The sequence below is a fragment of the Metabacillus flavus genome (genome assembly GCF_018283675.1).
Taxonomy (GTDB): domain Bacteria; phylum Bacillota; class Bacilli; order Bacillales; family Bacillaceae; genus Metabacillus_B; species Metabacillus_B flavus.
Genome location: NZ_JAGVRK010000001.1, coordinates 2,479,909 through 2,505,147 on the forward strand (window position 1 = coordinate 2,479,909; position 25,239 = coordinate 2,505,147).

Genomic DNA, 25,239 nt, shown 5'->3' on the forward strand with positions numbered 1-25,239 from the left:
GCAGCCCCTTAGGTAATCGCTTGTTTTGTTGTTTTTCTCCATAGCAAAAGGAATGGCCGTAACGGAAAATACAAAAAATGAAGTTTGCCAGGCAAAGGTAACGTATCAGCATCAATTGGATAAGGATAGAGAAAGCTGATCAAAAATAAGCATTTTTGTGCTAGAGATTTTAATGAAAATAGATAACGTGAATGATAAATGGAAACAATCTTGGGAAGTGGTTTTGTATGGAGATTCACTAGGTTTATTAAATAAAACATGCATGCATGTGCAGCTCTATTTGTTCTCCTTGTAATCAATTCTTTCATTTCAGCTGAAACATGTGTTGAAAAGATTTCTGATGATAAATGAATAGCTTGGCCGCAAGCAACGGTCGATTGATATCTTCTTTGCTGTTTTTTTATAAAAGCCCAATTTAATTGTTTCTTAGCAAGCTGATGAATATCCTGCAGCCACCTTAACCGGGACCACCCGTGTCTCGCGCCATGCTCAGCGAGGAAAATAAATAAATCCTCTGCTCCAAGATAAAAAACAGGATCCTTGGTTAAAGCACTCTTTCTTTTGCGCTCCCATAATTCAGTAAATGAAGGCTCCCTTCCCGGCCCTGGATTTAAACGCCAGTGCACTTCTACCGTAATGCCTTTTTCAGGATGTACAAACGTCAGGTGATGATGACGCCATTTCCATTCATCCAAGATAGATGAAAAATAGTCGTCTTTTACATACCCCCGGCTAACTAATAGTTTCTCTGCCTTTCTTAAATCCTGCATTGGTATAAGCAAATCTAAATCTCTTGATGTCCGGAGTGAAAGGTCCCCATATAAATCTTCTGATAATACAGGCCCTTTTAGGAACAAAGTATTGATTTCTTCATTAGCAAACAAATCGCTGACTAGTGCCATCTCATTCGTTAATTGAAGCATTTGGAACGTATTTTTCCTAAACAGGTTATAGAGTCTCTGTGTAACCATTTCAGGTACTAAGCCCTTTTTAAGCTTTGCTGTTATGGGATATAATGCTGGGAAAACCCGATGATGAAGGGCTAGCTCTATAAACTTATCCCAATCTATATTTAAAAAGTTCCCCTCTGCTGCTTTACCATTCGTTCTTAATAGTTGAATCATAAGCTGTAATTCAGCAGATAATTCAGAGAGATTTAAATGATCATATGTTCTTTCCATTTAACTCTCTCCCCTTTTTTATTAAGCATGTATTTGCAAAACAGCTTACCATAGTAAATCTCTCCATACCTTCAGATCCAGTAACCATATAAGTGCCGCTTCTTAGCCATGCATGAGCGATTAGCTGGTTATTCTCATCTTTCCCAGTACCTAAATACAACGTACTCTCAATATTTCGTCTTTCCAGCATTTTCATGGCTGCTATTCCTTTGACCAGGCATTGACTTTCCCAAAAAGTATAGCTGCTCATAATATGGATGCAATCCGATACTTTTTTAGCTATAGCAGTGTCAGCGAGAGTAAAATCTGTCTCTTTCATTGGAGTGCCCAGCAAATTGGCTGTCTTTGCAAATGGCTGGGCTTTTAACATTCTAGCCCATGCTAATAAAATGAACGCTTCAATTAAGTAAAACTTCGTTTCAAAATCCAACAGTAAAAAGTTTTTAACTTTTCTCATGCTGATCTGCCTTATTGGTCAATCGAGATTAAATTTTCTTTTCCCATATGTTCCAAAAACGAAATAACCTGTTCTTCGCATTCCATTTCATTAACATCATATTCAGACACTAATTGATGGACTAATTCCTTTATAGAAACAGGGTTCTGGATTCTTTCCCAAATAGCTCCGCCAATTTCACCTAGATTATAATAGTTCCCATTCTCAATATTTAGCATCACCTTTTCTCCGTTCATATCACTAACGAGATTGCCTTGCTTTTGAACTACAGTATGCTCTATGGATAATGGCGTTCTGATCATCTAACTCCCACCTTTTCAATTTTATTTAACATCTCTTTCATTAGCTTTTCTGCCGTTCTGCCATTTGCAGGCCTGCTTAACAAGAAAACATCAGCATGGTTCGCTATTCGTGAGATTTCACTGAAATGCCAATCCAGCATACCTAGCCTGTTCACAAAAAAGTTACGGTATGTATGGCGGGACAATGCATGCAGTTTTTCCAGTTTAGTAAGGGGCATACACTTTATTTCCAGATCTTCTGTTTTAGTAAGTTCAAAGATTCCTGCCAATTCAAGGGGTTCATTATAAAAGTGGTTATTTACAGGAACAGCATACTTTGTTTCCCGCTCAAATAGCGGCTGAAGTAGGGAAGGTTCCATTTCAAATAGCTCTAGACTTTCCTCCCATAGTTTTTGTTGAGGATAAGCGGGGGCTGCAAATGGAATTCGATTTTTAATGCTTACAGCAATGACGTCATCACTTAAAAGTTTGTAGCCTTCTCTTATTAAGGTGGAAGCCAGAGTGGATTTCCCTGCTCCGGACTCACCTACTATTGCATAGGCTTTTCCACCTATTGCTATGGAGCTTCCGTGAAGAGGGAGGATTCGTCTTTGAATTAGAAGAGCACCAAAGCAGGATCCAAGAATAAAGAGTCTAATCTTATCAATATCACTTCCAGGCATCGGTGATACGTTGATGCTGTTTCCATTTTCAATTTTAAAGATAGCTGTATCGGCAATTCTGAACATGATTATATTACTTCTGATTAAAAATTTATCCGACTCTAAGCAACTAGCATTCCATTCATCTGTTAAATCAGTCATGTTTACAGAAACATCTGTCCCAACAGAATCAATCTTTATTAGTTCTGGAAAAGAAATAAAACTGGAGACATTCAAACCATACACACTATAGCAGTTTTCATAATCAGCTTCTCTCATCTTACACATCCTTCAATATTCAGGCCTAAATGAAAAGAAAGCCCCTATAGACTTTTGGTATATAAGGGCAGGCACACATAAAAGAAATTGGCTAGTTAGCTGTATTTCGTCATATCATCTGGATCTGGCTGAACTGCATCCGGAAGACGGCGGCCAGGGCCAGCCATGGTCATGTTTACATCCAACACTTCAAGAACTGGTTTTTGCCATTGTTTCTTCATTCTAATCACCTCCTTTCAAGTTGCCGTTTTCATAAATTTATAAAAGATCAGGCTTCTCATCAGAATTCGGTAATCATCCTCAAAAACTTGATCAGGAGAAGGTTTGTTTTTGAGTTTGCTAAGAGATTTTCGAATAACATCTACATCCAAAAATTCACCAATATTCTTATCCATGCACATGGCAGATAGTTCACTAATGAAGTTCTTCCAGACCCCTGTCATTCGAAAAATTCCATCTGCTCCTTGAATCCCCGGGTTTTCATATTGAGCCTTACGTTATCTGGAAGATATCCATTTGTTGCACGTCTGATCAATGATCGATCATAGCCATTTTGTACAAACTGTTCTTCAGGAACGGATAGACAAAACCTTGCTACTCTCAAATCATTGGTTGGATCCCGATCCCAAAGCGAGTACTTAAGAGATAGTTTTGTAGAGTAGGTACCATTTATACCCCAGTAATAAGGTTTTTCAAATTGCGTTTTTCTCATCTCAAAAGCGCTTGGAAGGACAAAACCTTTCACATCCACATCTTCTTCGTTTAATCTTTCCCATACATGATGCTTCTTTGCAAATTCATTATTTATTAACATAGGGTACGGATTTATATTTGGCTTATTTATAGAAGGAAACGATTTATTGAGGATAATCGTAAATAATCTTCTTCTTCCAATCCCGATAAGATCACTGTACATTTTCAGTTCTTTATGGAATTTATTCCACTTAAACTGTTTGAGCAGCATGGCATAATAATCTAATGAGTGCCCCCATGAAACCGTCCAGTTCCCCGCTGACCATTTAATAAAACACCTACACCTTGTTGAGATGCTTGTTCATAGATGCCTTTCAGCCAAAAGCTGTTCTCATAAAACTTATATGGCATCTCCAGTGCATCCAGCCAGTCATCAATAACCGAATAGGGACTATAATTTTCAAAATCCAGAAAATTACCTTCAATATTTCCTGAGTGATCAATCGTTGATTGAATCCATGGGGTTTCATCAGGAAATCGCCTTTTGGGAGTCCAATCATCAAAATCTTTGACAGGCACATAGCTGAACGATAGCAGCTTTTTATTGCTTTTATGTAATTCTTTCGCAGCGATAGCAGCAACTGATCCGGAGTCGAGTCCTCCGCTAAGATGAGATCCTACCTGCTTGTAGGTTCTAAGCCGATCTGAAATGGCTGTTTGATACACATCCATAAAAGCTTCTTCATATTCAGCATTGGACTTTAACTTGATTTTCTTTATATCATTGAAAGAACAGTAGCGACTCAGGGTTAATTTCCCTTTTTCTAATGTTATAGAGTGGGATGGAGGAATCTGCTTAATATCCTTGTAAACTGTTAAATTTGAATCAGTAGACTCGAAATTTAAAGGAATGGCAAGAAAATCTGCAATCCATTGATTGTTAAGAGTTTTTTCAACGTAAGGCAAATTAAGTAGAGGTTTTATAACTGTACAAAATGTAAACCTGTTATTTTTCATGTGGTAATAAAGCGTGCGGCTACCAGAAAAATCTCTTGCACCGAAGAGTTTGTCTCGTTTTTTATCCCATATGATGAATGCGAAGTCCCCTACTAAATGCTTAGGACAATCGCTTCCCCATTTCTCGTAAGCTAATAAGATTAGGAAACTGTCAGTGATCTGAGTTTGTTTTTCTTGTTGTATATGCAGCTTTTCAAATAATTCACTACGGTTGTCAATTATAATGTCAGCAGTAATTGCTAGTTGTCTTTCATAATCGTAATATGGAAGTACTTCATCAATGGACTCTGGCGTGATCCACTGAGATAAGCAGCCCATAAAAATATGCTCCCTGTTCAGGCGGTTGATAGAATCAGATTGGAAAACTTTTAGCGATTCTATTAAGGAATTGCCATATTCTTCGGAAGCCCTTTCATGATTTAACTGCACAATACCTGTAATAGCACTCATATTTCCCCCACAATAAATTCTTAATAAAGAACGTTAAAGATAAAAAAAGAATACTCTGAACATCAATTTAAAACCTCATCTATTCTTTATAAAGAACATTTTATAGGTGTAGAATACCATTCCAAAATCCCTTTGTCAATCTTAATAGTCCTGAAGACTCATAATATATTTCTATTTTTCTCCAAATATCCCAAAATAAACTGGAAAAATTCCAAAAATATTATCTTCCTGTTCCTCAAATATTTCAATGTTTTTAAAACCTAGTCTGCTCATTTCTTTTATTAAACTTTGTTTGCTTAAGAATTTTGCCCTTTTCAATAAACCTAACCTTTCTTTTTGAATTGCTGGTATTTGATTTTTGCTTTTAAACAGCATCTTTCTTCTCCAAATAAAATCAAGTGGGTAGCCCGAACCATGTACAATAGCATAAAAAGAACCGCACTTGTTTAAAATTCTGTATATCTCAGCCAAGACTTTTTTTACTTCTAAATATTGAAGTGAGACTCTACATATCACATAATCTACATTCTCCATTTCATACGGAATAGAATTAGCATTTCGATAAATCTTATTAATAATCGTCCTGTTTTCGTTTTGTTCAATAAAATCAATAAATGATAAATTTGTATAACTTTCATCTATTGCATAAATTTTTTCGGGCTTTTCCTTTAATAATTCCTGAATGGTAGCTCCTGGTCCACAGCATAGATCTACAATAACTTTCTTTTTTATTGCTTTACTTAATAAAATCTTATCTAAATAACTTTTGGATGCTGATTGCCGATGGTATTCATAACAAGCATATCCAAGTGGTAAATCTAAAATATTTAAATGGTGATCTATTACACCTATATTTTGAAGATTTTTTATTTGTCCTTGATCAGGCTTATTAATTGGTATAGAATTTAAACCGTTTATTTCACAAAAATAGTAGGCTATTGAAGATATCAATAACTTATTGGAAATGATTTCTCTATAGTGATGTTCCATAAATTTGTTCCCCTTCTATAGAAAGAAATTCTTTGATGGTTGTAAATTCTCCCACTTTCATTAACTTCTCCAACCTATTATAAGCAGTCTTCCGGCCGTAGTATTGCTGTATTAACTTATTAATGTTGAAAGAGAATGTTATAGGTTGCTCATGATCAACATCATATGGATGAAGATAAAAGACGAATGGCTTGTTTCTAGTTGCTAAGAGCCTTTTCACTCCCCACTCATAAAGAGAGTATGGATATAATCTAAAGTATCCACCACCTCCCAGGGAATGGATAAGTTATTAATCTTCATATAAGGCAAAGATACTTCATAGAAATTATTATAGATCTTGTTACAAATGCTTAATTTTGAACTGTTAAAATGACTAAGATGGCTCTTCTTAAATACATTCGCAGCATAACTAGAGTCATATAAGTAGTCTTCTTCAGCCAGTATTGGTAATGCCCAATCCGTTATTGAAAAACAAGGAGCTCGATAACCGTATATTCTTTCACCTATTATGTCCTCTAGAATAAGCTTTGATTTCCTAACGTCATTTCGAAACTCATTTTTAGATTGTAAGTAAACAAGTTCATGAGCGTATCCATGGGATGATATTTCATGCCCAAGTTTGTGAATTTTTTTAACCATACCAGGTAATTTTTCTGCCATCCATCCTAGAATAAAAAATGTAGCAGAAGTCTTTGTTTCATCAAGTAATTTTAAAATTCGATCAATGTTTTTTTCTACTCTTAATTCATAATTTCCCCAACTATCTACTTTTATGCTCTGTCCATTTGTAAACCAGTCCTCTACATCAAATGTAATAACTAGTCTATATTTATTCGCTTTAAACATACTATTCCCCATTACATTTTATATTGGAAGTAGTTCAACAATTCTACCTAACTTCCTTCTTAAATTCTTTTGCTCATACATTTTTAAACCTAGGTCGTATAAGGAATCGATATCTTTTTTTTTATGGCAACTAAAAACTCGTTTGGAAAATAACTTATACTACCCTTATTTTCTATAGCCTCGAGAATTTGTTCATTATTAACATAGACAATTATAACTGCAGAGGGTGCTGTTTTAATCACGTATTTTAAGGGTTTAACTTTACTTGGATTTCCAGCACTGGCTACAGCTATCAGTTTAATTGCAACAGATGTTGAGAGAAGTATTGGCTTCGAATATTTTGACTTCCAGTAAAAGAGTTTGAACCATCGAGCGTAAAGTATATCGTTGCAGTTAATTTGAAGTTAGACTAACTTGCTGCTGAGTATTGTATATTCCTCCGCTTGGTAATGCATTGACGATTGGGGCGGATTGATCAGGTACATATTCTGAAATGTCCTGATTATTAACCATAGCTGTGTTGTCATATTATACTGGCTATTTATGCTTAAACTACTTTTCTTTTATCATTCATTATAGAAAAGTGTCAGTTAACTTTTTCCGCTTGCCTTTTAAAGGAATACTTAATTTACTCTTGAACCCTCTAATAATTACTACCAAATATTGAAATTCTTTTGTTTTATAAAATATAGCAACGTAGAATAGATTTATGATAAATACAATTAATGCAGACTTTATGAGTAATGAAATCAAGTTGTCATTAGAGACGAAAGAACTTAAATAATTCACTAAAATATACATACTTATTCCAATGGATAAGTAAGAAAAGTATAGTTTAAAGTAAGATACCAGCGACAATTTAAAAATCTTACTGAAAACTAAATACGGAGTGTACCAGAATGGCACAAGCAGCGAACTAATAAATGTCCCTAAAAAAACACCAGCCAGTCCAATGTTTTGTACAAGGATAATAGAGATAATTAAATTGAACACAGCTTGAATAATAGGCGCATATCTATCCTCGGCAAAAATGCCAGATGTAGTTTTAACAGTAGTAATTGGATTCCTCATTCCTCTTTCAAAGAAAGTAAATACTAAGATATAGAGTATCTCCTCATTTAATAAAAAATCACTTCCAATCCACAATTTTATAAATGGAGTAATAATAATCATCATGGTAACTGATACCAAAGAATACAGCCAAAAGTTAATTAAGGAATAAACTTTATAAATACTGAATACTTTCTCCTTACTTTCTTTTGCAACCAGGTTCCCTAAACTATGGTAAACGTTATTATTTATTTGATTAATGAAAGTCCTGCTAATTTCAATCAACATTTTATAGTTTGAATATAGCCCAACTGCTGCAACACTAATAAAAGAGGAAATAATAATGTTTTCTGTACCAAAAATAAGATAGTTTCCAATATTTTGAAGAACAATAGCTTTTACATTTCGAACAATATTTCCTCGTGTTTCTTCATCCAATCTTGCTGAGTTTTTCTCTAACAAATATGGGTACTTTCGATTAACTATTTTGACCAAAATAATAGATGTCAGTAGGGTAGTAGATGTTTCAATAAGAAGATACAATAAGTAGTTTTCAGTGAAATGCAGTACACAAATTTTTAATAGGGTAGAAATAATGGTCGATACTGAATAAATACCGGTGACAATATAACCTTTTTGGCAAATATTTAAAAAAGAATTTTTATAAACGTAAAGATAGGGCAGAACTGTGTTAAGCAGAAAAAGTCCATATATTAAGTACAACTGATCTACATTTGTATCTTTTGTAAACAAACCGAGAAAAGGCATGATTGATAGGCCCAAGAGTAAAACAACCGCAGCAATTGCTAAATAGGCCTTGCGAAAAAAGTTCATGAGGGCATTTATTTTATCTTTATCCTGCTCTGCTACTGGTTTATATAAACTATACATTATACTAGCGCCAATACCTGCTTCAGCTAATGAGAGCATAGCCAAGATATTAGTTAATAATCCATTTATTCCAAGGTATTCAATACCTAAAGTATTAATAAAAACTGTTCTGGAAAAGAAACTAAGTGATGTTATAAGGGCTTGATTGCCTAATCCAAACAGGATGTTAACTATTGAATTCTTTACTCTCATTTGGTCACCTTTTTATTAATTTCGTCATTTAATAAATCCAATTTGACTAGTGAGGTCATAGTACATTTTATTTCTTTGTTCTTTATTGATTTTTCCCTTAAGTGTATATTCAACTCCAAATAAAAGTGAACTTTCAGATTTTAATTTTCTTGACTGATTTAACTCATAATCTTCTATCGTTGAAATTACTCTCGCTGGATTACCACCTACCACACTCCCTTTAGGGACTGATTTGGTTACAATACTTCCTGCAGCTACAATTGACCTTTCTCCTATTGTGACTCCAGGCATTATTAGAGCTCTAGCCCCAATAAATACATTATCCTCAATAGTAACACTCCCGATTTTTGTGTAGCCAATTTTCGGCAAAGATTTTTCTGCTGGCATCATGCGCTAAAATATATGCTTCAGGAGCTATAGTTACATTGTTGCCAATCTTAATCAACCAGCAATGAGAATAATCGAAAACAACTCCCGGCTGGATGGAACAATTATGTCCAACTTTCATACCCATTTTTATAAGATCTTCAATTAACCATTTCTTGAATCTGGTTTTTATAAAATTAAGCCCCTTTTTCATCATAAATTTCACACTGCTTTCTTAACTTTCTTTTTGAGCTTAACCTGATTGCCAAGCCTTGCGTGAATGGGAGAATATTGAATAAATTAGAATAGACACCTATATCCTTTGTATCACCTTGTGAAAAATCAATTGCGCCATTTCTTCTAGTTACACTCTTTAAGTACTCACTTGCCTTATTTGCGCTAACAAGAAAACTTTCATCTAGATTTCCAGCATTAGCCATAAGCCATCCAATAGCTGCAGTAGCTGAAGAATCTGGTCTTGATTCATTTCTCGTAACTGTCCAGTTCCAGCTTCCATTAGCTTGTTGGAAACTTAGCGCTCTATAACAAAATTTCATTACTATATTCTCTAGTTCGGTATAATGTTTGTGGGTATTAGTCAGTTCATATAATGTATCAGTGATTCCTAAAGCAAACCAACCGAGTCCTCTCCCCCAGCCTAAAAGACCAAGAGGGACTTTATCATCTACCTTATAAGCATGCAAAGGGATAGTAAACTTCTCATGCAATCCATATTCTACATATTCCCGGATTTGTCTAATTGCCAAATTCACACAATCTTGCTTCTGATATTTCATTCCATAAGCGACTAAAAAAGGACATATAAAGCCTATGGTATCTACATATTTGTAGCCTTTCATAGTCTTTCTATATCCAACCGTTCCGTCTTCTTCAATATGTTCTTGGATTAGCTCCCAAATATAATCTAAAGATGGTTTGTATTCATCAGGGTTAACATTTTCCAATTTCATTATCGCATAAGCTAATATGGCTCCATCTACATGTATAGGCTTTTCTTTCCATAGCCCGTTGCTATCAAATTTCCGTTCTAAATATTTGTTGATTTCTTTGATGATTTTTTCGTTTTTTTCGTTTTTTAAGCTTTCTGTCAGTCCCAACAAGAGAGAAGCCTCCTGCCAATGCTGGATGGTATTTTTTAAATAGTTTCCCTTAAGCATATCGAGAACGATTAACCTTGTATTATCGGTGACCTTTATTTTTGGAGTATGGTTCAGCCATTTTGCTCCAATGCCTGTAACTTTTTGATTCCATTTTTCTTCTTCTTTAATTTTTCCGATTTTAATTCTGCCTGTCCAATCTGACAAGAGCGGGATCAAATCTATTAATAAAATAATAAGTACTATACTTAACACAAATCCTAATATTATCAAGACTAATGGCTTCCTCCTTTAAATTGCGTGTATGAATCTATAAAACTTTATAATTTCTTCGGTGGTGCCTAATTTTTCTTTTGAGAGATTATCTGAAAGCTGATCTCTTAAGGCAGGATCTAAAATCAACTTTTCAATACCATTTGCAAGAGATGTAGAATCCATTCCAACAATTAATCCATTGTGGTTATTTTTGATTTGATCTTTAGCAGTACTAAAATTAGTAACAACTATTGGTTTATGCAAAATTTTCGCCTCATCTATTGCAATTGATTTCCCTTCAAATCTGGAGGGCTGAACATAAATATCCGCATTTTTAATAAAAGGATATGGATTCTCTTTTATACCAAGAAAATTAACTATCCCATTCAGGTTGGTTTCTTGGACAAGGGTTTCTAATTTTTCTCGTTCTTCTCCCTCTCCAAGTATATCCCAGACCACTTCATAGCCCTTTTCGACTAATAGTTTGCATGCATCAATGGCCATTTCAAATCCCTTTTGATAATTCAACCTGCCTACGGAGACTAATTTGATTTTACTCGTAGCTTCCAGTGATTCATCCAATGATAATTGTCTTATTACTTCAGGTGAAATAATATTATACATGACTTCTATTTTTTCTTTTAAATCTGGAAACACCTCTATAAGAATGTTTGCACATTCTTCTGATACAGTAACTAAAGAATCAAGCTGTCTGAAGTATTGCTGATCCATTTTAGGAATCATTCCTAGTTTGTTGTAATCATTATGAATAAACCCTATTTTGTAATGAGCTTTTACTTTATCTACACAATAATAAATAGGATTTTTCTCTAAGTAACCAATTGCTACATCATAATTTTTCTTTAAAGGCTTAAGAATCCACCTTATTTGATTCCAAGCTTTCTGCTCGCATTTTGCTCCATTTTTCTCTGTTTTGTAAATGATTCCTGCTCGTATTCTGGAAAACGTAATATCAAATCGCTGCTGCTTAATGCTTTTATTGATAGCTTCTTTAATAGGCATATCAAAGAACGTAAACTCATTGATTTCATTCAGTAGATTAACTTGGCTAGGTACCTTGCTTAAAAATAATCCTTCCTTCTTAAACAGCAGCAAATCTACTTCAAAGCGAGAATAATCGATGGTTTCAAGTAATGAAATAAGAGCTTTTTCAGCTCCCCCGCAATTTAAATTGTTCATTACAAATAATAGGTTTTTTTTCATAGTAACCACCATTAGATTAGTTTATAAAGCTTTTTGATTTCTTCTTCTGTACCTAAACGTTCAGCGGAAAGATTTCGGGTAATGTAAGCTAAAAGCTCCTTATTTTCAGTTAATCTTTCAATTCCATTGCATATTCCCTCAACACTCTTCTCTACTATCAGCCCGTTTATACCGGTGCTAATCTGATCCTTCGCAGTATCAAAATTAGTGACGACGATTGGTTTCCCTAATATTTTAGCTTCATCAATGGCAATTGATTTTCCTTCATATCTTGAAGGCTGCACGTAAATATCTGCTTCTTTAATGTAAGGATAAGGATTGTCCTTAACCCCCAGCAAAAAAAAGTTCTTTTCTAAATTAGATAATTCAATTAACTTTTCAAGTTTCTCTCGTTCAGGACCTTCTCCGAGAACTTCCCACTTTACTTTGTATCCTCTTTCAATTAATCTCATACATGCTTGTATAGCTAAATCAATGCCTTTTTCATGACTGAGTCTTCCTACTGTGACTATTTTTATCTGTTCATTACTTTTTTCAGTAGAAGCTGTTCTTTGGTCAGCAAGCTTTAATATCGCCGCAGGGGACACAATATTTTGGATTACCTTGATTTTCTCCCTGCAGGTTGAAAATGTTTCTTTTAAAGAAACAGCGCATTCCTCAGAAACAGTTATAATGTGATCAAGCTTCTCAAAAAAGGGATTGTCATAGTCTTTATTCAAGCCGGAACTTGAATAATTGGTGTGAATCCATCCAATTTTTTTATTAGCTTTTACCTTATCAACTATGAAGTAAATAGAAGATTTCTCAAGATATCCGATCGCTGCATCATATTCTTTATCAAGAAAATTAAGCGACTTGCTTATAAATTTCCAGCTAACCTGTTCAGAATAGGCTTTATTTTTCAACAATCTGTTTGAAGCAGAATATGCTATTCTGGCATAAGCTAATTGAAATTGCTTTTTCATCACAAACTTCCTTACAGAAGAAAATAGAGTTAGTATGAAAAGCTGATAACTTTCTTGAAGTCCAATTATTTTCACATGAGCGGGTATCGAAGGAAGAAAGATACCTGATTCTTTAAACAAAAGAAGATCGACTTGATATTGGGAATAGTCTATTTGAGAAAGTAAATTTACCAGGCTTTTTTCTCCTCCGCCTGCTTCAAGACTGGGAATAACGAATAATAGCTTCTTTTTCATAGTGGTCAGCCTCTTTAAAGCTTCGAAAGAGCTTGTAAGTAATCGACAGCTTTATAGGACATTTTTTTAATTTTCGGGACCGAATTCTTTAATGTCTCTTTAATTAATTTTTCATTAATTAGCATTTCGTTGAATCCATCTATCAATCTCTGGCTAGAGGATATTTCCTTATAGTCTAGTACTAGTCTTTCCTCTCCAAATAAATCCTTAGCAATCCCTTTGGATTTAACGCTGTAGCCCAGTACAAGAGTGGGAACATAGTTAGAGTAGGCTGCAATTGTAGCATGAGTGCGCGCTCCAATAAAAAATCTCATTCTCCCGATAAATCCCTTGTACTGAGTTGCTGTTAATGAATCAGGAAGAATAAGTACTTTGCCTGTGTCTCTGTATTTCTCATAGAATTTATTGAGAATTTCATAATCGTTGTTCCCCTCAATAATGACATGCGGAGTTAAAGCGATTGTCATATCGGTAGTTTCCAATATATGCTCAATCAGCCGGCTCACTGATTCCGCGGATTCCGGATTCTTTTTTAATACAAGAGGACTAAAATTGATTCCTATGGTATTCCCCTCCTGCCATCCAGGTGGTAATGGCAGTTCTTCTGTTTCCATCGTAAACGCCGGATCTGCACATAATTTTACGTTCGTGAGTCCTTTTCTTTTTAGCATTTGGTAGGTAAGAGTTTCCCGTGCTAGGATCAAATCAAATGTCTTTAAATCGGCTAGCTTTCTCTCAGACATATCTTCTTCACCAATGGAGCAGCCCCATAGTACTAGCTTTTTCCCTTTGCTTTTTATTCTCCTGTCTATTTCATACCAGCCTGGCTGTTCTCCGTAGCAATAATTGTCTCCTCCAATTGATAAACATATATCAGCCTCATCAATCCGATTGATGATATTTTGATGTATTTTCCCTAAAGCATAGGATTCATCCTTAAACAGCTTTACTTTAAAGCTTGAAACCAGCCACTCATACGAGTACTTTTTTATCCCTTTTTCTGACCCGTCATAAATTTTATCTATGGCAGGAATAATGGAATCTGTCTCAGGTTTACCTGATGAAAGATAAATTTCAGTTTTTTTTGCTTTCTCTTTTATAATGGATGCTGATGATCTTACAATCGCTTCACAGCCCCTATTTAAGCTTCCATCATGGGCAAACATCATGATCTTCATTTTACATTCCTCCTGCTTGTTTGTTTCTAAAACGGCTGTATGAAGTTAGTCCATACAATCCTAAAACAGACTTTATTTTAAGCATCTTCAGTAGCTGCTGGTCATATCGGTTAATAGAGTCTTTCATATGCTCTAAAAATATATCGGCAGCATGCTGCACCTGATCATGTTGAATCATTTTTCTTACTTGTTTCATTTTTCTTGAAAAGCTCAATTCTTTTGAAGCAAAATAAAGGTGTATGTAGGCCAAAACACTTCGAATAAATTTAATCGATTTCAATTTTATTATCTCTGTCTTATTCATTTTTGCTGTAATTTCTTCTGGCAAATCCTCCAGATATACCTTTAAAGCATTTGAAAAATAATCTTTTTCACTGAGGTTCCGAGTGGCACTCCCTGCAACCTCACGATAGTGATATCCTGAATAATTAATGTATTTGAGAGATTCTGCACAGCAAAAATATTTCATATTGAATAAGCCGTCTTCCCCTAGTGCTACTCCTTCTGGGAATCTAATCCGGTTTTCCTTTATCAAATGATTTCGATACAGTTTTGTACAAACTGTATTTAAATCTTCAGCTTGGATGAGATATGGAACTAAATGCATTCCTATATATTCTTTATTTAACTTTTTGTTTATTGCAAATGGATAAGTGTTCATCACTTTTTCCTCATCCATTTTACTTTCAAAGTTTGAAACAATTACATCAATTTCTTCACAAACGGCCGCTTCATAAAGAATTTCCAGCATATTTGACTCAATATAATCATCCGCATCTACAAACGCTACATAAATACCCTTGGCTGCTAAAAGCCCTCTATTTCTAGCGGCACTTACACCATGATTATCCTGATTTATTAAGACAACTCGCTTATCTGATCTGCTATATTGTTCAATGATTAGCTGACTTCGGTCATTAGAGCCGTCATTGATAAAAATATACTCACAATCTTCAAGTGTTTGATTAAGCAGTGATTCTGCGCAGTGTGCTACATACTTTTCCGCATTATAAACAGGGATGATGACAGAGACCTTCATTTCCATTATGAAATCATCCCTTTCTATAATGAGGCCGCTGATAAAATGCAGGAAGTAATTCTATCCATATCATGCTCTGTCAGATTTGAACCCGATGGAAGACAAATTCCATTCTCAAATTGATCAGTTGAAACACAATTTCCTATATCATGAGGATAAAATCTTACATGTTTAAACAATGGCTGCAAATGAAGAGGCTTCCAAACCGGCCTTGCTTCTATATTGTTTTGAATTAGTGCATGCAGCAATGTCCCCAAGCTAATCCCGGCTAACTGTTCATCTATTGAAATAACTGTTAGCCACCGGTTCGTGCTGGTATCTTTCTGTTCTTGGATAAACCGAATTCCGGAATTTGAAGCTAAATCCTGCTTATATTTTTTAAAAATTTGTCTTCTTTGAGCGACCCTTTCCTCAAGTACCTGAAGCTGAGCTCTTCCAACACCAGCCAAAATATTACTCATCCTATAATTAAATCCTAACGAACTATGCTGATAATGAAGTGCCTTATCTCTAGCTTGAGTTGCTAAAAACCTGGCCTTCTCAATCGCTGCCTCATCATCCGAAACAAGCATCCCCCCGCCAGAGGTCGTAATAATTTTATTTCCATTAAACGAGTAAATCCCAAAGTATCCAAACGTCCCGCTCGCTTTACCTTTATAAGTAGAACCAAGTGATTCCGCTGCATCTTCAACCATCGGAACATCGTATAAGTTGCAGAGTGCCAGCAGCTCATCCATTTTGGCGCTTTGCCCGTAAAGGTTAACGACGATTACCGCTTTAGGAAGTTTACCTGCATCTGCGGCTTCCTTTAATGCCCGCTCAAGTGCATGGGGGGACATGTTCCAGGTTTCAGGCTCGGAATCTATAAAAACCGGCTCTGCTCCTTGATAGAGAATGGGATTGGCTGTAGCTACAAATGTGAGCGTAGAGCAAAATACGGTATCTCCCTTTTCCACGCCCAATAAAATAAGAGCCAGATGGATTGCAGCTGTACCTGAGCTAACGGCAGCTGCGGCTCTGACTCCTACTTTTTGGGCAAGTTCTTTTTCAAAGGCATCAACGTTTGGACCTAGCGGAGCGATCCAGTTGGTTTCAAACGCTTCGTTTATATAGTCAAGTTCCTTTCCGCTCATGTGCGGTGGTGATAAATAGATGCGTTTCTGCTGAATAGCCTGTTTCATACTTCTTGCCTCCTTTTCTCGTACCTCTTCTTTATCACTGCAGGTACTCCAGCTGCTAAACAATGGGAAGGAACGTGGTCAATAACTGTTGACCCTGCACCAATAACGGACCATTCTCCAATTATTTTGCCTGGAATGACAGTTGCAGAAGCCCCGATGTGAGCTCCCATTCCAATCTTTACACTGCCCGTTAACGTAGCATTAGGGGAGATGTGTACAAACTCCTGTAGAAGATTATCATGTTCAATGATTGAACCTGTATTGAGGATACAGTGATTCCCAATAGTTGCTTCCGCATTAACAATACAATTTGGCATGACTGCAGTTCCATATCCTATGGCGGCTGTTTTACTGACAATAGCACTTGGATGAATCAGCCTTGCATAGTGGTGTTCAGCAAGTCCCAGCCTTTGAAAGATTTTGTGGCGGGTGAAATTATCGCCAATTGAGATGAAAAACTTTGTCACAGTTAGATTAAAATCTTTCACAATAGACAAAGGTCCATAAACAATGTTTTCCATCATCGTTATTTCTGAAAAACAATCGTCCAGGATGGCAACTATTTCATAGACTTTACTTAAAATAGCTATTTCTCGAACTACCTTGCTGTGTCCGCCATTGCCGATTATTACGAGAGGATCCATCTTAGTTCATTCCCGTGCCTTTAAATTTTTCTACCGTTGCAAAGCCTGCCTGCTGCACACCTTCAGACTTTATTGCTTTTATACCAGTCAAAAATAGAATTTTAAGATCCAGTAAAAAGCTTTGGTTCTCTACATACCAAACATCCAGCTTAAATTTTTCTTCCCATGTAATAGCATTTCTCCCGTTGATTTGGGCCCATCCTGTAATTCCCGGCTTTACCTTATGGCGCTTTGCTTGCTCTTTCGTGTAAAGAGGCAAATATTCCATCAAAAGGGGTCTCGGGCCAACAAGACTGAGCTCGCCTTTGACTACGTTGAATAATTGGGGCAGCTCGTCTAAGCTGAACTTCCTTAAGATCTTTCCAAATGCCGTTAGGCGCTGTTCATCAGATAGCAAAAAACCATTTTTATTGGTTTCGTCTGTCATCGAACGAAACTTCATCAATAAAAATGGTTTTTCATCACGCCCTGGTCTTATTTGTTTAAAAAGAATTGGGCTTCCTAATTTTGTCTTAATCAACATCGCTAATACGATCATTGGGATACTAAAAATAAAGATAAGGAATAGGGCTGTTATCAAATCGAATAGCCGCTTCATAACATCTTCCCTCCTTATTTGGATGCTAGGATAATTTGCTTTTTAATTTCTCTTATTAATTCATTTGTTTGGATTTGTTCTCTTTTTTCAGAGATATAATAAGCACTCAATAAGATCTTTTTCAGCTGCTCCTGCGTCATGTTTCTTTATCACCTTTACCGTTTTCATTTTAAGAATATACTTTTGTTTTATATCCTGATGGATTCTTTACTTGCCAGTTCCATGCATCGCTGCACATATTGTTTAATCCTCTAGATGCATACCAGTTTAATTCCTTATTTGCTTTTCGTGCATCTGCATAGCATTCGGCTATATCTCCAGGTCTGCGAGCAGTGACTCGATAAGGAATCTTTACATGATTTACTTCTTCAAAGGCTCTTACCATTTGGAGGACTGAATAGCCAATGCCTGTTCCAAGGTTATAAGCATCAATCCCAGTTGAATAGAGATTTTTCTCGAGAGCTTTTAAATGCCCGGAAGCTAAATCCATCACATGAATATAATCACGGACTCCAGTTCCATCTATTGTCGGATAGTCATCTCCAAATATATTTAACATACTCCTCGCCCCTATTGCTACTTGGGTAATGAATGGAAAAAGATTATTCGGTATACCACTCGGATCTTCTCCAATCAGTCCGCTCACATGCGCTCCCACAGGATTGAAATAACGGAGCATGGAAATACTCCATTCGGAATTAGCCTTAGCTATGTCCGTAAGAATTTCTTCAATCATCAGTTTTGTTCGCCCATAAGGATTCGTTGCTGATAAAGGGAAGCTCTCTCTTATCGGAACAGAAGCCGGTTCACCATATACCGTTGCGGATGAGCTGAAAACTAAGTTTTTCACACCATGGTTTTTCATCACTTCCAGCAGATTCAAAGTACCCGTCAAGTTATTTTGATAATATTGAAGAGGCTCTTCAACTGATTCACCAACTGCTTTTAATCCGCCGAAGTGAATAACCGCCTCAATCTGATTCTCTTCGAATACTCTGTTCAGTTTTTCCTGATCGAGTAAATCCAGTTCATAAAAGACTGGTCTTTTCCCAGTTATCTTCTCAATCCGATTGATGGATTCAATATCACTGTTGCTAAGATTGTCGGCAATCACAATTTCGTAGTTGGCTTCAAGCAGTTCAACGCACGTATGACTGCCAATATATCCTGCTCCGCCTGTTAATAGAATCACCTTTTGTTCCTCCTGTCAGCTTTCGATCAGTTCATAAAGCTTGTTCAGTTCTGATGTATTCTCATAATTCATTGATTGCAAATTTGCTATCAGTAAATCCCTCAATTTTTTATCATGGATCATTTGTTTAATTCCCATTGCTATACCTACAGCACCATTAGAAGTGATCTTTCCATCAAAACTGTCTATTACCTGGCTTTTAGCTGTTGGAAAATCTGTAATGACAATGGGTTTTCCCAAAATTTGAGCTTCTCTTACGGTTACTGCCTTTCCCTCATACCTTGAAGGCTGAACATAGATGTCACATGCTTTTATGTACGGATATGGGTTAACTTTCTTCCCCAATAAAAAAAAACGATCCTCTAGTTTGAGATCGGTTATGAGCTGCTTTAATTCATTTTCAAGCGGTCCATATCCAACAATATGCCATTCAATGTCGAGCCCTTCATCAACAAGCAGCCTGCAAGCTCTTGCCGCTTCGTCAAAACCTTTTGCATGAGTGAGCCGCCCGACCGAAACAAAAATTGTTTTTCCTTCGCTTCTTTTGATTTCAGAGGGAACAAACAAACCTGCTTGCTCTCTTACAAAAGCAGGGGAAAGAATATTTTCTATGACTGAAGTTTTTTCTTTTAAAAAAGGAAATTCATGTATAAAGGTTTTTGAACATTCATCTGATACCGCTACAATATGATCAAGCTTGTTCCACACCCGCTCATCTGCCTTTTTATTCACATGAATATTTGAATAATCCGTATGGATCCAACCTATTTTCTTTTTTGCTTTCACTTTACTTCCTGTGAAATGATGCGGCCACAAAAATCCGATGGCAGCGTCATATTCCTTTTTCATCTTTGGAAGGAGAGGAGAGGTAAAATCCCAGCCATATTGAATGGTTAAGTAGCCTGGTTCAGGTACTTTTAGAAGTTTCCCCTGCACAGTGCTTGTATATTTAGCCAGTATTCTCCCCAAACCAATTGGATACTGTCTGTCTTTTAATACGTTAGTAATCGATTTCCTAAAAGTGGTGTAAGCCGGAATCTCTGGCAATAATGTCGGTCCTTTAGGTATAAATGGCATGAATTCCCCTTCTTGCTTGAAAAGAAGAAGGTCGACACTATATTTGTTGTAATCAATTGAATCCAAAAGCCCGATCAAACTTCTTTCTACTCCCCCAATAGCCAGGTCAAATGAGGAAACTAAAATGGTTTTCTTCATTTTATTCCCCCGCCCGATTGACTAAATGTATTCCTCATGGCAGCAATTGCTTTCGGTCCAATTATTTTACTGGCAGCTCTTTTCAACGAACTTTTAAACCTGGTACTGGCAGGTAGCCATGTTTGGGCATAGTGGTGGATGGTATAGCTTTCTTCATTTATGAAGCTTTCACCGTTTATATAATCGTATGGACTAAAATAGGTGCGGGGGAAAACGGTCACACCGTTATTTAAAACCTGATGCTTTCCATTTTGAATAAGTCCGAATTCCTTGCATTGGTTTGTCATGATACTCGTATTTGTTTTCATATTAAGTGATCCGTCATGATTAATAAAACGCTTTCCATCATAATAGCTGAGGAAATATTTAATAAGAATATGTTCCTTAGTGAATCCCATAGTTCCAGATTGAAGAAAAGTTCCATCTTCAAAGCCAGTAAAAGCTTCATATTCTAAAAGGGGATCGATTGGTTTAAGAACCTCAACATCTGTATCCATGTAGATTCCGCCATGTTCATAAAGGGCGGCTAATCTTACATAATCACTGACAAAAGCATATTTTTTTGACGCATATGCCTCTTTTACAAAGAGATGGGAATTAATATCAAAATTGTTTTCATTCCATTCAATGAAAGTATATCCTTCTAATTGTTTTTCCCAGCTTTTTATGCACTTTTGGACGATTTTGGGCTTTTCACCCTTACCAAACCAGCAGTAGTGAACAATTCTCGGAATCATTTCCTTTTTATTCATGTTCTAAACCTCCCCCCTAAAGACTAAAAAAGTTACTTTTATATATCATATTTAGTGTAATGACATGTTCATAATAAAAATAAACAGAGTAACAAATTACAATCGCATAATAAATTAGCTTCTCATCTTTGGGCCTGAATACTTTAACGATCCAAGAAATTAGGATTAAATTATACAACCCAAAATAAATAGAAAACCTGGCAAATATCCAATTCTGAGTGGATATGATCATAAATACAAGGCCTAAGATGGACATATTTACTATGATGTCACAGTTAGGAAAAACCCTTCGAAGCTTATCTCTTCCAAAATAGGCTAGAATGACTGGAGCTGCATTTACAATGACCCTCAGGTAGCTCGCTCCGCCTTCAGAAAATGTTTCATATCCAGCATATTGTGTATCCTCTATCGCAGAGAAAAGAAGAGAAGAGAACTGACCATACCCGATTACAGCTAATGCCGCAAGCATTAAAAGAATAAAGGTTTCTTTTGTCCATGCCTTCCGGTTTACTAAAAAGTAAATAGGTAGCAGGATGAATGCAGATTGGTGAATAGTTGAAGCAAGAAGAATTGTCAGAAAATACAGCAGCCATTTGCGTCTGATTAGAAACGTTGTAGCTGCAAATATGATGGAAGCTGCAAGGAACTGGCGAAGACCGTTCATCGATACTAAAAACATGCCCGATGAAATGTATACAAATAAACTGATTTCAATAACCCTTGAATATTGGTAAAGCACTTTAACGATTAATAGGTTTGTAATAAGTGCTGCTGTAAAAATAAGAACTTGAGGATCGTGAGTCATACTCTGTAAAATCATCTGCAAGACCCCGAATCCTATATCCTTTTCCTCAAGAATCTTCCCCCAGGTTAGGTTCTCTTTTTGGAAGTTTTCCATATAGACATATGTATCACCTATATTTGACCTAAGCCCTGAAACAGCTATTAGAATGATCCCAGCAGCAAAAATTAATGATTTATTTGATTTTACTTCCCTAAAATTATCTATACTTGGCTTCGAAAAATAACGGGAGAAGAGAGAGAGCAGGGATACCGCTGCTAAATTTAAATATAAAACCGTCATCTTCTGCTCCTTTCATTTCCTTAGCTAGTTTTAAAATTGATATTTCTATTGGAAAATTGGATATAAAAATAAAGCAGGATGCCAAAAGGTGTTGCAAATAGGGTCTCTAATTTGTATGGCGATTTATAAATGAAGAAAAATTCTTTAACCAGCAAACTTCCTGCAACGTAATGAATACTCTCTCTTACTCTTTTACTTATTGTGGGTGCGTATTTCATGGCCACTTTTCTATAATAGAGAAACCCTCTTGGATTTTTTTTATATTGCTTTAACATATTTAGACTTGATCCATCCTCGCGATATTCAACATGGCATAGAATTTCATTTAGGACGAGCAGTGGATATTCCTGGTCTATTAAAATGTACTTGATATTCAACGGACAATATTTTTCGCCTTCAAATAAGGGGTATGGCTGAACCTTCTTTATTAGTTCCGTTCTGTAGACGAGTTTTTTATCTCCTCTCACTTTATGAATGACATATAAATCAGTGAGTGGTGATTCCTTAATGTGCTCTGGTATTTTTGTTCCAATGATTTCTCCTGAAGGACTGGCATCCAATGCTACAATTCCCGCATACCTTTTATTTCCTTTCCGTTTCCAGAAATGAAGGATTTTTTCCACTGCATCGTCTGCCATGTAATCATCTGAATCTATACAAACATTAAGTTCTGTTACGATATTTTCATATGCTGTGTTATGAGCACCATGCATTCCCTGGTTTTCCTGATAGATGTATGTGATATCTATTATTCTTTCATTCATCCATTGTTTAACAAGTTCTTCTGTTTGATCTGTAGAACCATCATCAATAATCAGCCATTCAAAATCTTTATTTGTCTGCCTTTTCAAACTTTCATAACATTGGTCCAGACAATAAGCCCTGTTGAATGTGGGAGTAAACACTGTCAAAGTTTTCACATCATCACCTCGCAGCCTCTAAGTAAAACCCCTGCGCCCACTTTGAAGTATTTCGAATATCATAGCCATTAGAAGCCAGTGCATCTTGGGGAATATTTCTTTGTTTTGTCTCAAGAAGAATCTTAGGTATTTTTGCTGCCCAGTCTTCTTTTTGACTGATTGGAAGATAGGTTATTAAGTCAATTCCCATATCCGCTTCTCTAGTAATCTTGTCAGAAATGATACATGGAAGTCCTGCTCCCTGGGCTTCTACCAATGTTACAGGAAGCCCTTCGTGAAGAGAAGGAAACGCAAAAAGATCAAATGCTTGCAGCAGATGGTGTATGTCTGACCTAATTCCTAGGAAGCTGACTTTCTCCGACAGATTGAGATTTTTCACTTTTTGCTCCATCTCGTTTCTTAATGGACCGTCCCCTGCTAAAACCAAATGAAGATCCGTAAAGTTTTTAGAGCATTCATTGAAAACATCGATAAGAAAATTATGATTTTTTTGCAGGTTAAATCTGCCTACGTGGCCAATGACGTACTGATTTGTAATTCCTAGTTCCAATCTGATACGGTTTCTTGTTGAAGAAGAATGCTTGAATTGTTCGGAGTCAATACCGTTTTTCAGCAAAATACTTACTCTTCCTCTATCTCCAAAAAGCCATTCTGCTGCAGCTTGTGAGCAGGAAAATAAGTGTGTTGAGGAGGGATGGATCAGTCTGCCTGCATAATCTTTATATGTTTTTGCTAAGAAATTCCCTTCGCTCTGCGTATTGTGGCTATGTGCAATCCTAACCGGTATCCCATACTTCTTTGCAGCCTGCATTACAAACCCGCTCATCTTGTCCAGATGGGAATGAACAATTTTGTAATGCCTGTTTTGACTAAAAAAGGCATTTAGGCTGCGGATATATCGGAAGTGGCCGCCATCTGTGATATATGGGATGCGGTGGATCGTACCGCCAAGTTCGCGGATCTCATCATCAAAAACGCCTTCTTTACACGTAAGAAAATCAAATTGAACCTTTGACCGGTCCATATTTCGGTAAAGATTCATGATCAGTGTTTCTGCTCCGCCCCGATTCATATTCACCACCGTATGAAGCACTCTTACTGGACTGCCCATGCTGCACCTCCTGTATCCTTCATATATTTTGCATACAGAGCTCTGCTTTGCTGCAAAACAATTTTTTCACTATATTGTTTTTCAATTTTCCCTTTACTTGCCTCTCCAAGTAAATGCAGCTGATGCACTGGATAGTTGATCAGCTGCAGCATTCTTCCTGCCATATCTTCCGCATCCCCTGCTTTTACAAGCCAGCCATTCTCACCAGATACAACAAGTTCCTTATGTCCCCTGTTTTCAGTTGCGATCACTGGCAATCCGCATGCCATCGCTTCCATAATGTTTACCGGAAGTCCTTCTCTATAGCTTGATCCAACCGCTGCATCGCATAGAGGCAGGAGGTCTGCAATGTCTTTTCTGAAACCGAGGAATTCGATGAGATGATCGGTTTTCAGTTCCTTTGCAAGCTGCTTGCAGGATTCAAGCAGTTTTCCTTCTCCCGCTAGGAGAAGTTTGGCATTTGGCACTTTGTCTTTAATAGAAGAGAGTGCACGAATGAGAAGCTCTTGGTTTTTGTTCTCATTAAATTCAGCAGCATAAAACATAAGGAAATTCTCTTGTGCATAGCCGAGCAGTTTCCGCTTTTTCTCTCGTAATACTGCGTCCATTGGCTTGAACTGTTCGGTGTCTACTCCGACTCCGTTTATCTGTTCGATTCTGGAACTATTAAAAGGGTGCTGGACGGCTAAGTCGTAGTCTTCTTTGTTAATGGTAATTAAGCAGTCTGTAACAGCAGCCAGCGCCATTTCAATCGGATAATAAAGAATCCAGCTGGAAAGCGGTCCGCCTTTACAAAAATGAAAACCATGAGCGGTGTAGATTGCTTTTGTTCCTCTTTTTCTGGCATTTAATGCAGCCAGACGGGCGATAACTCCTCCCATCGGTGTGTGGCTATGGATCATATCGTAATCATGCTCGCGGATAATATCTTTTAATTCTTTATACGCCAGCCAGTTTTGGCTTCTAAAGGGAGAACGCTGTATTGGAATGTTAAATTTCAAATCTGTGTAAGGGAGCGTCAGATTTCCGCATGCCGCGATATGCACTTCCCAGCCTTGTTCTTTAAACCACTTCATTACCGGTAAATGAAACGCTTTGAAATGGTAGTCAACTGTTGCAACTAAAAGCACTTTTTTCACCATTTGATCTTTGCTCCCATATAAAAAACGCCATA

26 protein-coding genes and 1 pseudogene are annotated in these 25,239 nt (G+C 36.5%); all 27 read right to left on the reverse strand.

Annotated features, from left to right (window positions below; all coding sequences use genetic code 11):
• Window positions 1-8: 8 nt before the first annotated feature.
• The 27 genes and pseudogenes from J9317_RS12770 to J9317_RS12895 all read right to left on the reverse strand — a co-directional run bounded on the left by J9317_RS12770 (window position 9) and on the right by J9317_RS12895 (window position 25,207).
• Complete coding sequence (locus tag J9317_RS12770; RefSeq protein WP_211559164.1) at window positions 9-1,181, reverse strand: nucleotidyltransferase domain-containing protein; 1,173 nt, start codon at window positions 1,179-1,181, stop codon at window positions 9-11.
• Window positions 1,165-1,638 carry a lasso peptide biosynthesis B2 protein gene (locus J9317_RS12775; RefSeq protein ID WP_211559167.1) on the reverse strand — a complete coding sequence of 158 codons (474 nt, stop codon included), beginning with the start codon at window positions 1,636-1,638 and terminating at the stop codon, window positions 1,165-1,167. The genes J9317_RS12770 and J9317_RS12775 overlap by 17 nt, the downstream gene beginning before the upstream one ends.
• An 11-nt stretch (window positions 1,639-1,649) precedes the next feature.
• Window positions 1,650-1,940 carry a lasso peptide biosynthesis PqqD family chaperone gene (locus J9317_RS12780; protein WP_211559169.1) on the reverse strand — a complete coding sequence of 97 codons (291 nt, stop codon included), beginning with the start codon at window positions 1,938-1,940 and terminating at the stop codon, window positions 1,650-1,652.
• Window positions 1,937-2,860, reverse strand: a complete 924-nt coding sequence (locus tag J9317_RS12785; protein WP_211559171.1) for a phosphoenolpyruvate carboxykinase (ATP) — start codon at window positions 2,858-2,860, stop codon at window positions 1,937-1,939. The genes J9317_RS12780 and J9317_RS12785 overlap by 4 nt, the downstream gene beginning before the upstream one ends.
• 95 nt (window positions 2,861-2,955) lie before the next feature.
• The gene (locus J9317_RS12790) at window positions 2,956-3,081 is read right to left on the reverse strand and encodes a paeninodin family lasso peptide (RefSeq protein ID WP_211559173.1); all 126 of its coding nucleotides are present in this window, start codon (window positions 3,079-3,081) and stop codon (window positions 2,956-2,958) included.
• Between the two features lie 15 nt (window positions 3,082-3,096).
• Window positions 3,097-5,020, reverse strand: a pseudogene (locus J9317_RS12795) (asparagine synthase-related protein).
• Window positions 5,021-5,191: 171 nt separating this feature from the next.
• Complete coding sequence (locus J9317_RS12800; RefSeq protein WP_211559175.1) at window positions 5,192-6,010, reverse strand: class I SAM-dependent methyltransferase; 819 nt, start codon at window positions 6,008-6,010, stop codon at window positions 5,192-5,194.
• Window positions 5,994-6,230 carry a DUF3473 domain-containing protein gene (locus J9317_RS21040; protein ID WP_431190681.1) on the reverse strand — a complete coding sequence of 79 codons (237 nt, stop codon included), beginning with the start codon at window positions 6,228-6,230 and terminating at the stop codon, window positions 5,994-5,996. Before J9317_RS21040 ends, J9317_RS12800 begins: the two co-directional genes overlap by 17 nt.
• Window positions 6,227-6,856, reverse strand: a complete 630-nt coding sequence (locus tag J9317_RS12810) for a polysaccharide deacetylase family protein (protein ID WP_211559177.1) — start codon at window positions 6,854-6,856, stop codon at window positions 6,227-6,229. The genes J9317_RS21040 and J9317_RS12810 overlap by 4 nt, the downstream gene beginning before the upstream one ends.
• Window positions 6,857-7,429: 573 nt before the next feature.
• On the reverse strand, window positions 7,430-8,989 hold the full coding sequence (locus J9317_RS12815) for a lipopolysaccharide biosynthesis protein (RefSeq protein WP_249292161.1): 1,560 nt from the start codon (window positions 8,987-8,989) through the stop codon (window positions 7,430-7,432).
• Between the two features lie 24 nt (window positions 8,990-9,013).
• A complete protein-coding gene (locus tag J9317_RS12820) occupies window positions 9,014-9,358 on the reverse strand; it encodes an acyltransferase (protein ID WP_249292162.1) in 345 nt (114 codons plus the stop codon).
• 194 nt (window positions 9,359-9,552) lie between these two features.
• Window positions 9,553-10,746 (reverse strand): glycoside hydrolase family 88 protein, encoded by a 1,194-nt coding sequence (locus J9317_RS12825; RefSeq protein WP_211559181.1) that lies wholly within the window; start codon window positions 10,744-10,746, stop codon window positions 9,553-9,555.
• 18 nt (window positions 10,747-10,764) lie between these two features.
• Window positions 10,765-11,952, reverse strand: coding sequence for a glycosyltransferase (locus tag J9317_RS12830; RefSeq protein WP_211559183.1), 1,188 nt, complete (start codon window positions 11,950-11,952; stop codon window positions 10,765-10,767).
• Between the two features lie 11 nt (window positions 11,953-11,963).
• Complete coding sequence (locus J9317_RS12835; protein WP_211559185.1) at window positions 11,964-13,151, reverse strand: glycosyltransferase; 1,188 nt, start codon at window positions 13,149-13,151, stop codon at window positions 11,964-11,966.
• A gap of 14 nt (window positions 13,152-13,165) precedes the next feature.
• On the reverse strand, window positions 13,166-14,329 hold the full coding sequence (locus J9317_RS12840; protein ID WP_211559187.1) for a polysaccharide pyruvyl transferase family protein: 1,164 nt from the start codon (window positions 14,327-14,329) through the stop codon (window positions 13,166-13,168).
• A gap of 1 nt (window position 14,330) precedes the next feature.
• Window positions 14,331-15,374: a glycosyltransferase family 2 protein gene (locus J9317_RS12845; protein ID WP_211559189.1), complete on the reverse strand. Its 1,044-nt coding sequence runs from the start codon at window positions 15,372-15,374 to the stop codon at window positions 14,331-14,333.
• A gap of 17 nt (window positions 15,375-15,391) precedes the next feature.
• Window positions 15,392-16,549, reverse strand: coding sequence for a DegT/DnrJ/EryC1/StrS family aminotransferase (locus J9317_RS12850; protein WP_211559191.1), 1,158 nt, complete (start codon window positions 16,547-16,549; stop codon window positions 15,392-15,394).
• Window positions 16,546-17,193, reverse strand: coding sequence for an acetyltransferase (locus tag J9317_RS12855; RefSeq protein WP_211559193.1), 648 nt, complete (start codon window positions 17,191-17,193; stop codon window positions 16,546-16,548). Before J9317_RS12855 ends, J9317_RS12850 begins: the two co-directional genes overlap by 4 nt.
• A 1-nt stretch (window position 17,194) precedes the next feature.
• On the reverse strand, window positions 17,195-17,791 hold the full coding sequence (locus tag J9317_RS12860) for a sugar transferase (RefSeq protein WP_211559195.1): 597 nt from the start codon (window positions 17,789-17,791) through the stop codon (window positions 17,195-17,197).
• Window positions 17,792-17,805: 14 nt separating this feature from the next.
• Window positions 17,806-17,931 (reverse strand): YwzD family small protein, encoded by a 126-nt coding sequence (locus J9317_RS21125; RefSeq protein WP_488656178.1) that lies wholly within the window; start codon window positions 17,929-17,931, stop codon window positions 17,806-17,808.
• 29 nt (window positions 17,932-17,960) lie between these two features.
• A complete protein-coding gene (galE, locus tag J9317_RS12865; protein ID WP_211559197.1) occupies window positions 17,961-18,983 on the reverse strand; it encodes a UDP-glucose 4-epimerase GalE in 1,023 nt (340 codons plus the stop codon).
• A 15-nt stretch (window positions 18,984-18,998) separates the two neighbouring features.
• On the reverse strand, window positions 18,999-20,198 hold the full coding sequence (locus J9317_RS12870; RefSeq protein WP_211559199.1) for a glycosyltransferase: 1,200 nt from the start codon (window positions 20,196-20,198) through the stop codon (window positions 18,999-19,001).
• A complete protein-coding gene (locus J9317_RS12875) occupies window positions 20,195-20,950 on the reverse strand; it encodes a glycosyltransferase family 32 protein (protein WP_211559201.1) in 756 nt (251 codons plus the stop codon). The genes J9317_RS12870 and J9317_RS12875 overlap by 4 nt, the downstream gene beginning before the upstream one ends.
• Before the next feature lie 16 nt (window positions 20,951-20,966).
• The gene (locus J9317_RS12880; RefSeq protein ID WP_211559203.1) at window positions 20,967-22,034 is read right to left on the reverse strand and encodes an EpsG family protein; all 1,068 of its coding nucleotides are present in this window, start codon (window positions 22,032-22,034) and stop codon (window positions 20,967-20,969) included.
• A gap of 20 nt (window positions 22,035-22,054) precedes the next feature.
• On the reverse strand, window positions 22,055-22,954 hold the full coding sequence (locus tag J9317_RS12885) for a glycosyltransferase family 2 protein (protein ID WP_211559205.1): 900 nt from the start codon (window positions 22,952-22,954) through the stop codon (window positions 22,055-22,057).
• Window positions 22,955-22,958: 4 nt separating this feature from the next.
• A complete protein-coding gene (locus J9317_RS12890; protein ID WP_211559207.1) occupies window positions 22,959-24,065 on the reverse strand; it encodes a glycosyltransferase family 1 protein in 1,107 nt (368 codons plus the stop codon).
• Entirely contained in the window at window positions 24,050-25,207 is a 1,158-nt protein-coding gene (locus J9317_RS12895) for a glycosyltransferase family 4 protein (protein ID WP_211559209.1), read from the reverse strand. Before J9317_RS12895 ends, J9317_RS12890 begins: the two co-directional genes overlap by 16 nt.
• Between the last annotated feature and the right edge of the window lie 32 nt (window positions 25,208-25,239).

What these genes read in the sequence shown, in the direction of transcription:
- J9317_RS12785 (WP_211559171.1), bottom strand. Translation starts at nt 2,860, where the DNA reads ATGAGAGAAGCTGATTATGAAAACTGCTATAGTGTGTATGGTTTGAAT.
- J9317_RS12880 (WP_211559203.1), bottom strand. Translation starts at nt 22,034, where the DNA reads ATGACGGTTTTATATTTAAATTTAGCAGCGGTATCCCTGCTCTCTCTC.
- J9317_RS12850 (WP_211559191.1), bottom strand. Translation starts at nt 16,549, where the DNA reads ATGAAACAGGCTATTCAGCAGAAACGCATCTATTTATCACCACCGCAC.
- J9317_RS12800 (WP_211559175.1), bottom strand. Translation starts at nt 6,010, where the DNA reads ATGGAACATCACTATAGAGAAATCATTTCCAATAAGTTATTGATATCT.
- J9317_RS12810 (WP_211559177.1), bottom strand. Translation starts at nt 6,856, where the DNA reads ATGTTTAAAGCGAATAAATATAGACTAGTTATTACATTTGATGTAGAG.
- J9317_RS12875 (WP_211559201.1), bottom strand. Translation starts at nt 20,950, where the DNA reads ATGAATAAAAAGGAAATGATTCCGAGAATTGTTCACTACTGCTGGTTT.
- J9317_RS12890 (WP_211559207.1), bottom strand. Translation starts at nt 24,065, where the DNA reads ATGGGCAGTCCAGTAAGAGTGCTTCATACGGTGGTGAATATGAATCGG.
- J9317_RS12840 (WP_211559187.1), bottom strand. Translation starts at nt 14,329, where the DNA reads ATGAAGATCATGATGTTTGCCCATGATGGAAGCTTAAATAGGGGCTGT.
- J9317_RS21125 (WP_488656178.1), bottom strand. Translation starts at nt 17,931, where the DNA reads ATGACGCAGGAGCAGCTGAAAAAGATCTTATTGAGTGCTTATTATATC.
- J9317_RS12855 (WP_211559193.1), bottom strand. Translation starts at nt 17,193, where the DNA reads ATGGATCCTCTCGTAATAATCGGCAATGGCGGACACAGCAAGGTAGTT.
- J9317_RS12835 (WP_211559185.1), bottom strand. Translation starts at nt 13,151, where the DNA reads ATGAAAAAGAAGCTATTATTCGTTATTCCCAGTCTTGAAGCAGGCGGA.
- J9317_RS12830 (WP_211559183.1), bottom strand. Translation starts at nt 11,952, where the DNA reads ATGAAAAAAAACCTATTATTTGTAATGAACAATTTAAATTGCGGGGGA.
- J9317_RS12845 (WP_211559189.1), bottom strand. Translation starts at nt 15,374, where the DNA reads ATGGAAATGAAGGTCTCTGTCATCATCCCTGTTTATAATGCGGAAAAG.
- J9317_RS12775 (WP_211559167.1), bottom strand. Translation starts at nt 1,638, where the DNA reads ATGAGAAAAGTTAAAAACTTTTTACTGTTGGATTTTGAAACGAAGTTT.
- J9317_RS12790 (WP_211559173.1), bottom strand. Translation starts at nt 3,081, where the DNA reads ATGAAGAAACAATGGCAAAAACCAGTTCTTGAAGTGTTGGATGTAAAC.
- J9317_RS12770 (WP_211559164.1), bottom strand. Translation starts at nt 1,181, where the DNA reads ATGGAAAGAACATATGATCATTTAAATCTCTCTGAATTATCTGCTGAA.
- J9317_RS12860 (WP_211559195.1), bottom strand. Translation starts at nt 17,791, where the DNA reads ATGAAGCGGCTATTCGATTTGATAACAGCCCTATTCCTTATCTTTATT.
- J9317_RS12780 (WP_211559169.1), bottom strand. Translation starts at nt 1,940, where the DNA reads ATGATCAGAACGCCATTATCCATAGAGCATACTGTAGTTCAAAAGCAA.
- J9317_RS12870 (WP_211559199.1), bottom strand. Translation starts at nt 20,198, where the DNA reads ATGAAGAAAACCATTTTAGTTTCCTCATTTGACCTGGCTATTGGGGGA.
- J9317_RS12815 (WP_249292161.1), bottom strand. Translation starts at nt 8,989, where the DNA reads ATGAGAGTAAAGAATTCAATAGTTAACATCCTGTTTGGATTAGGCAAT.
- J9317_RS12895 (WP_211559209.1), bottom strand. Translation starts at nt 25,207, where the DNA reads ATGGTGAAAAAAGTGCTTTTAGTTGCAACAGTTGACTACCATTTCAAA.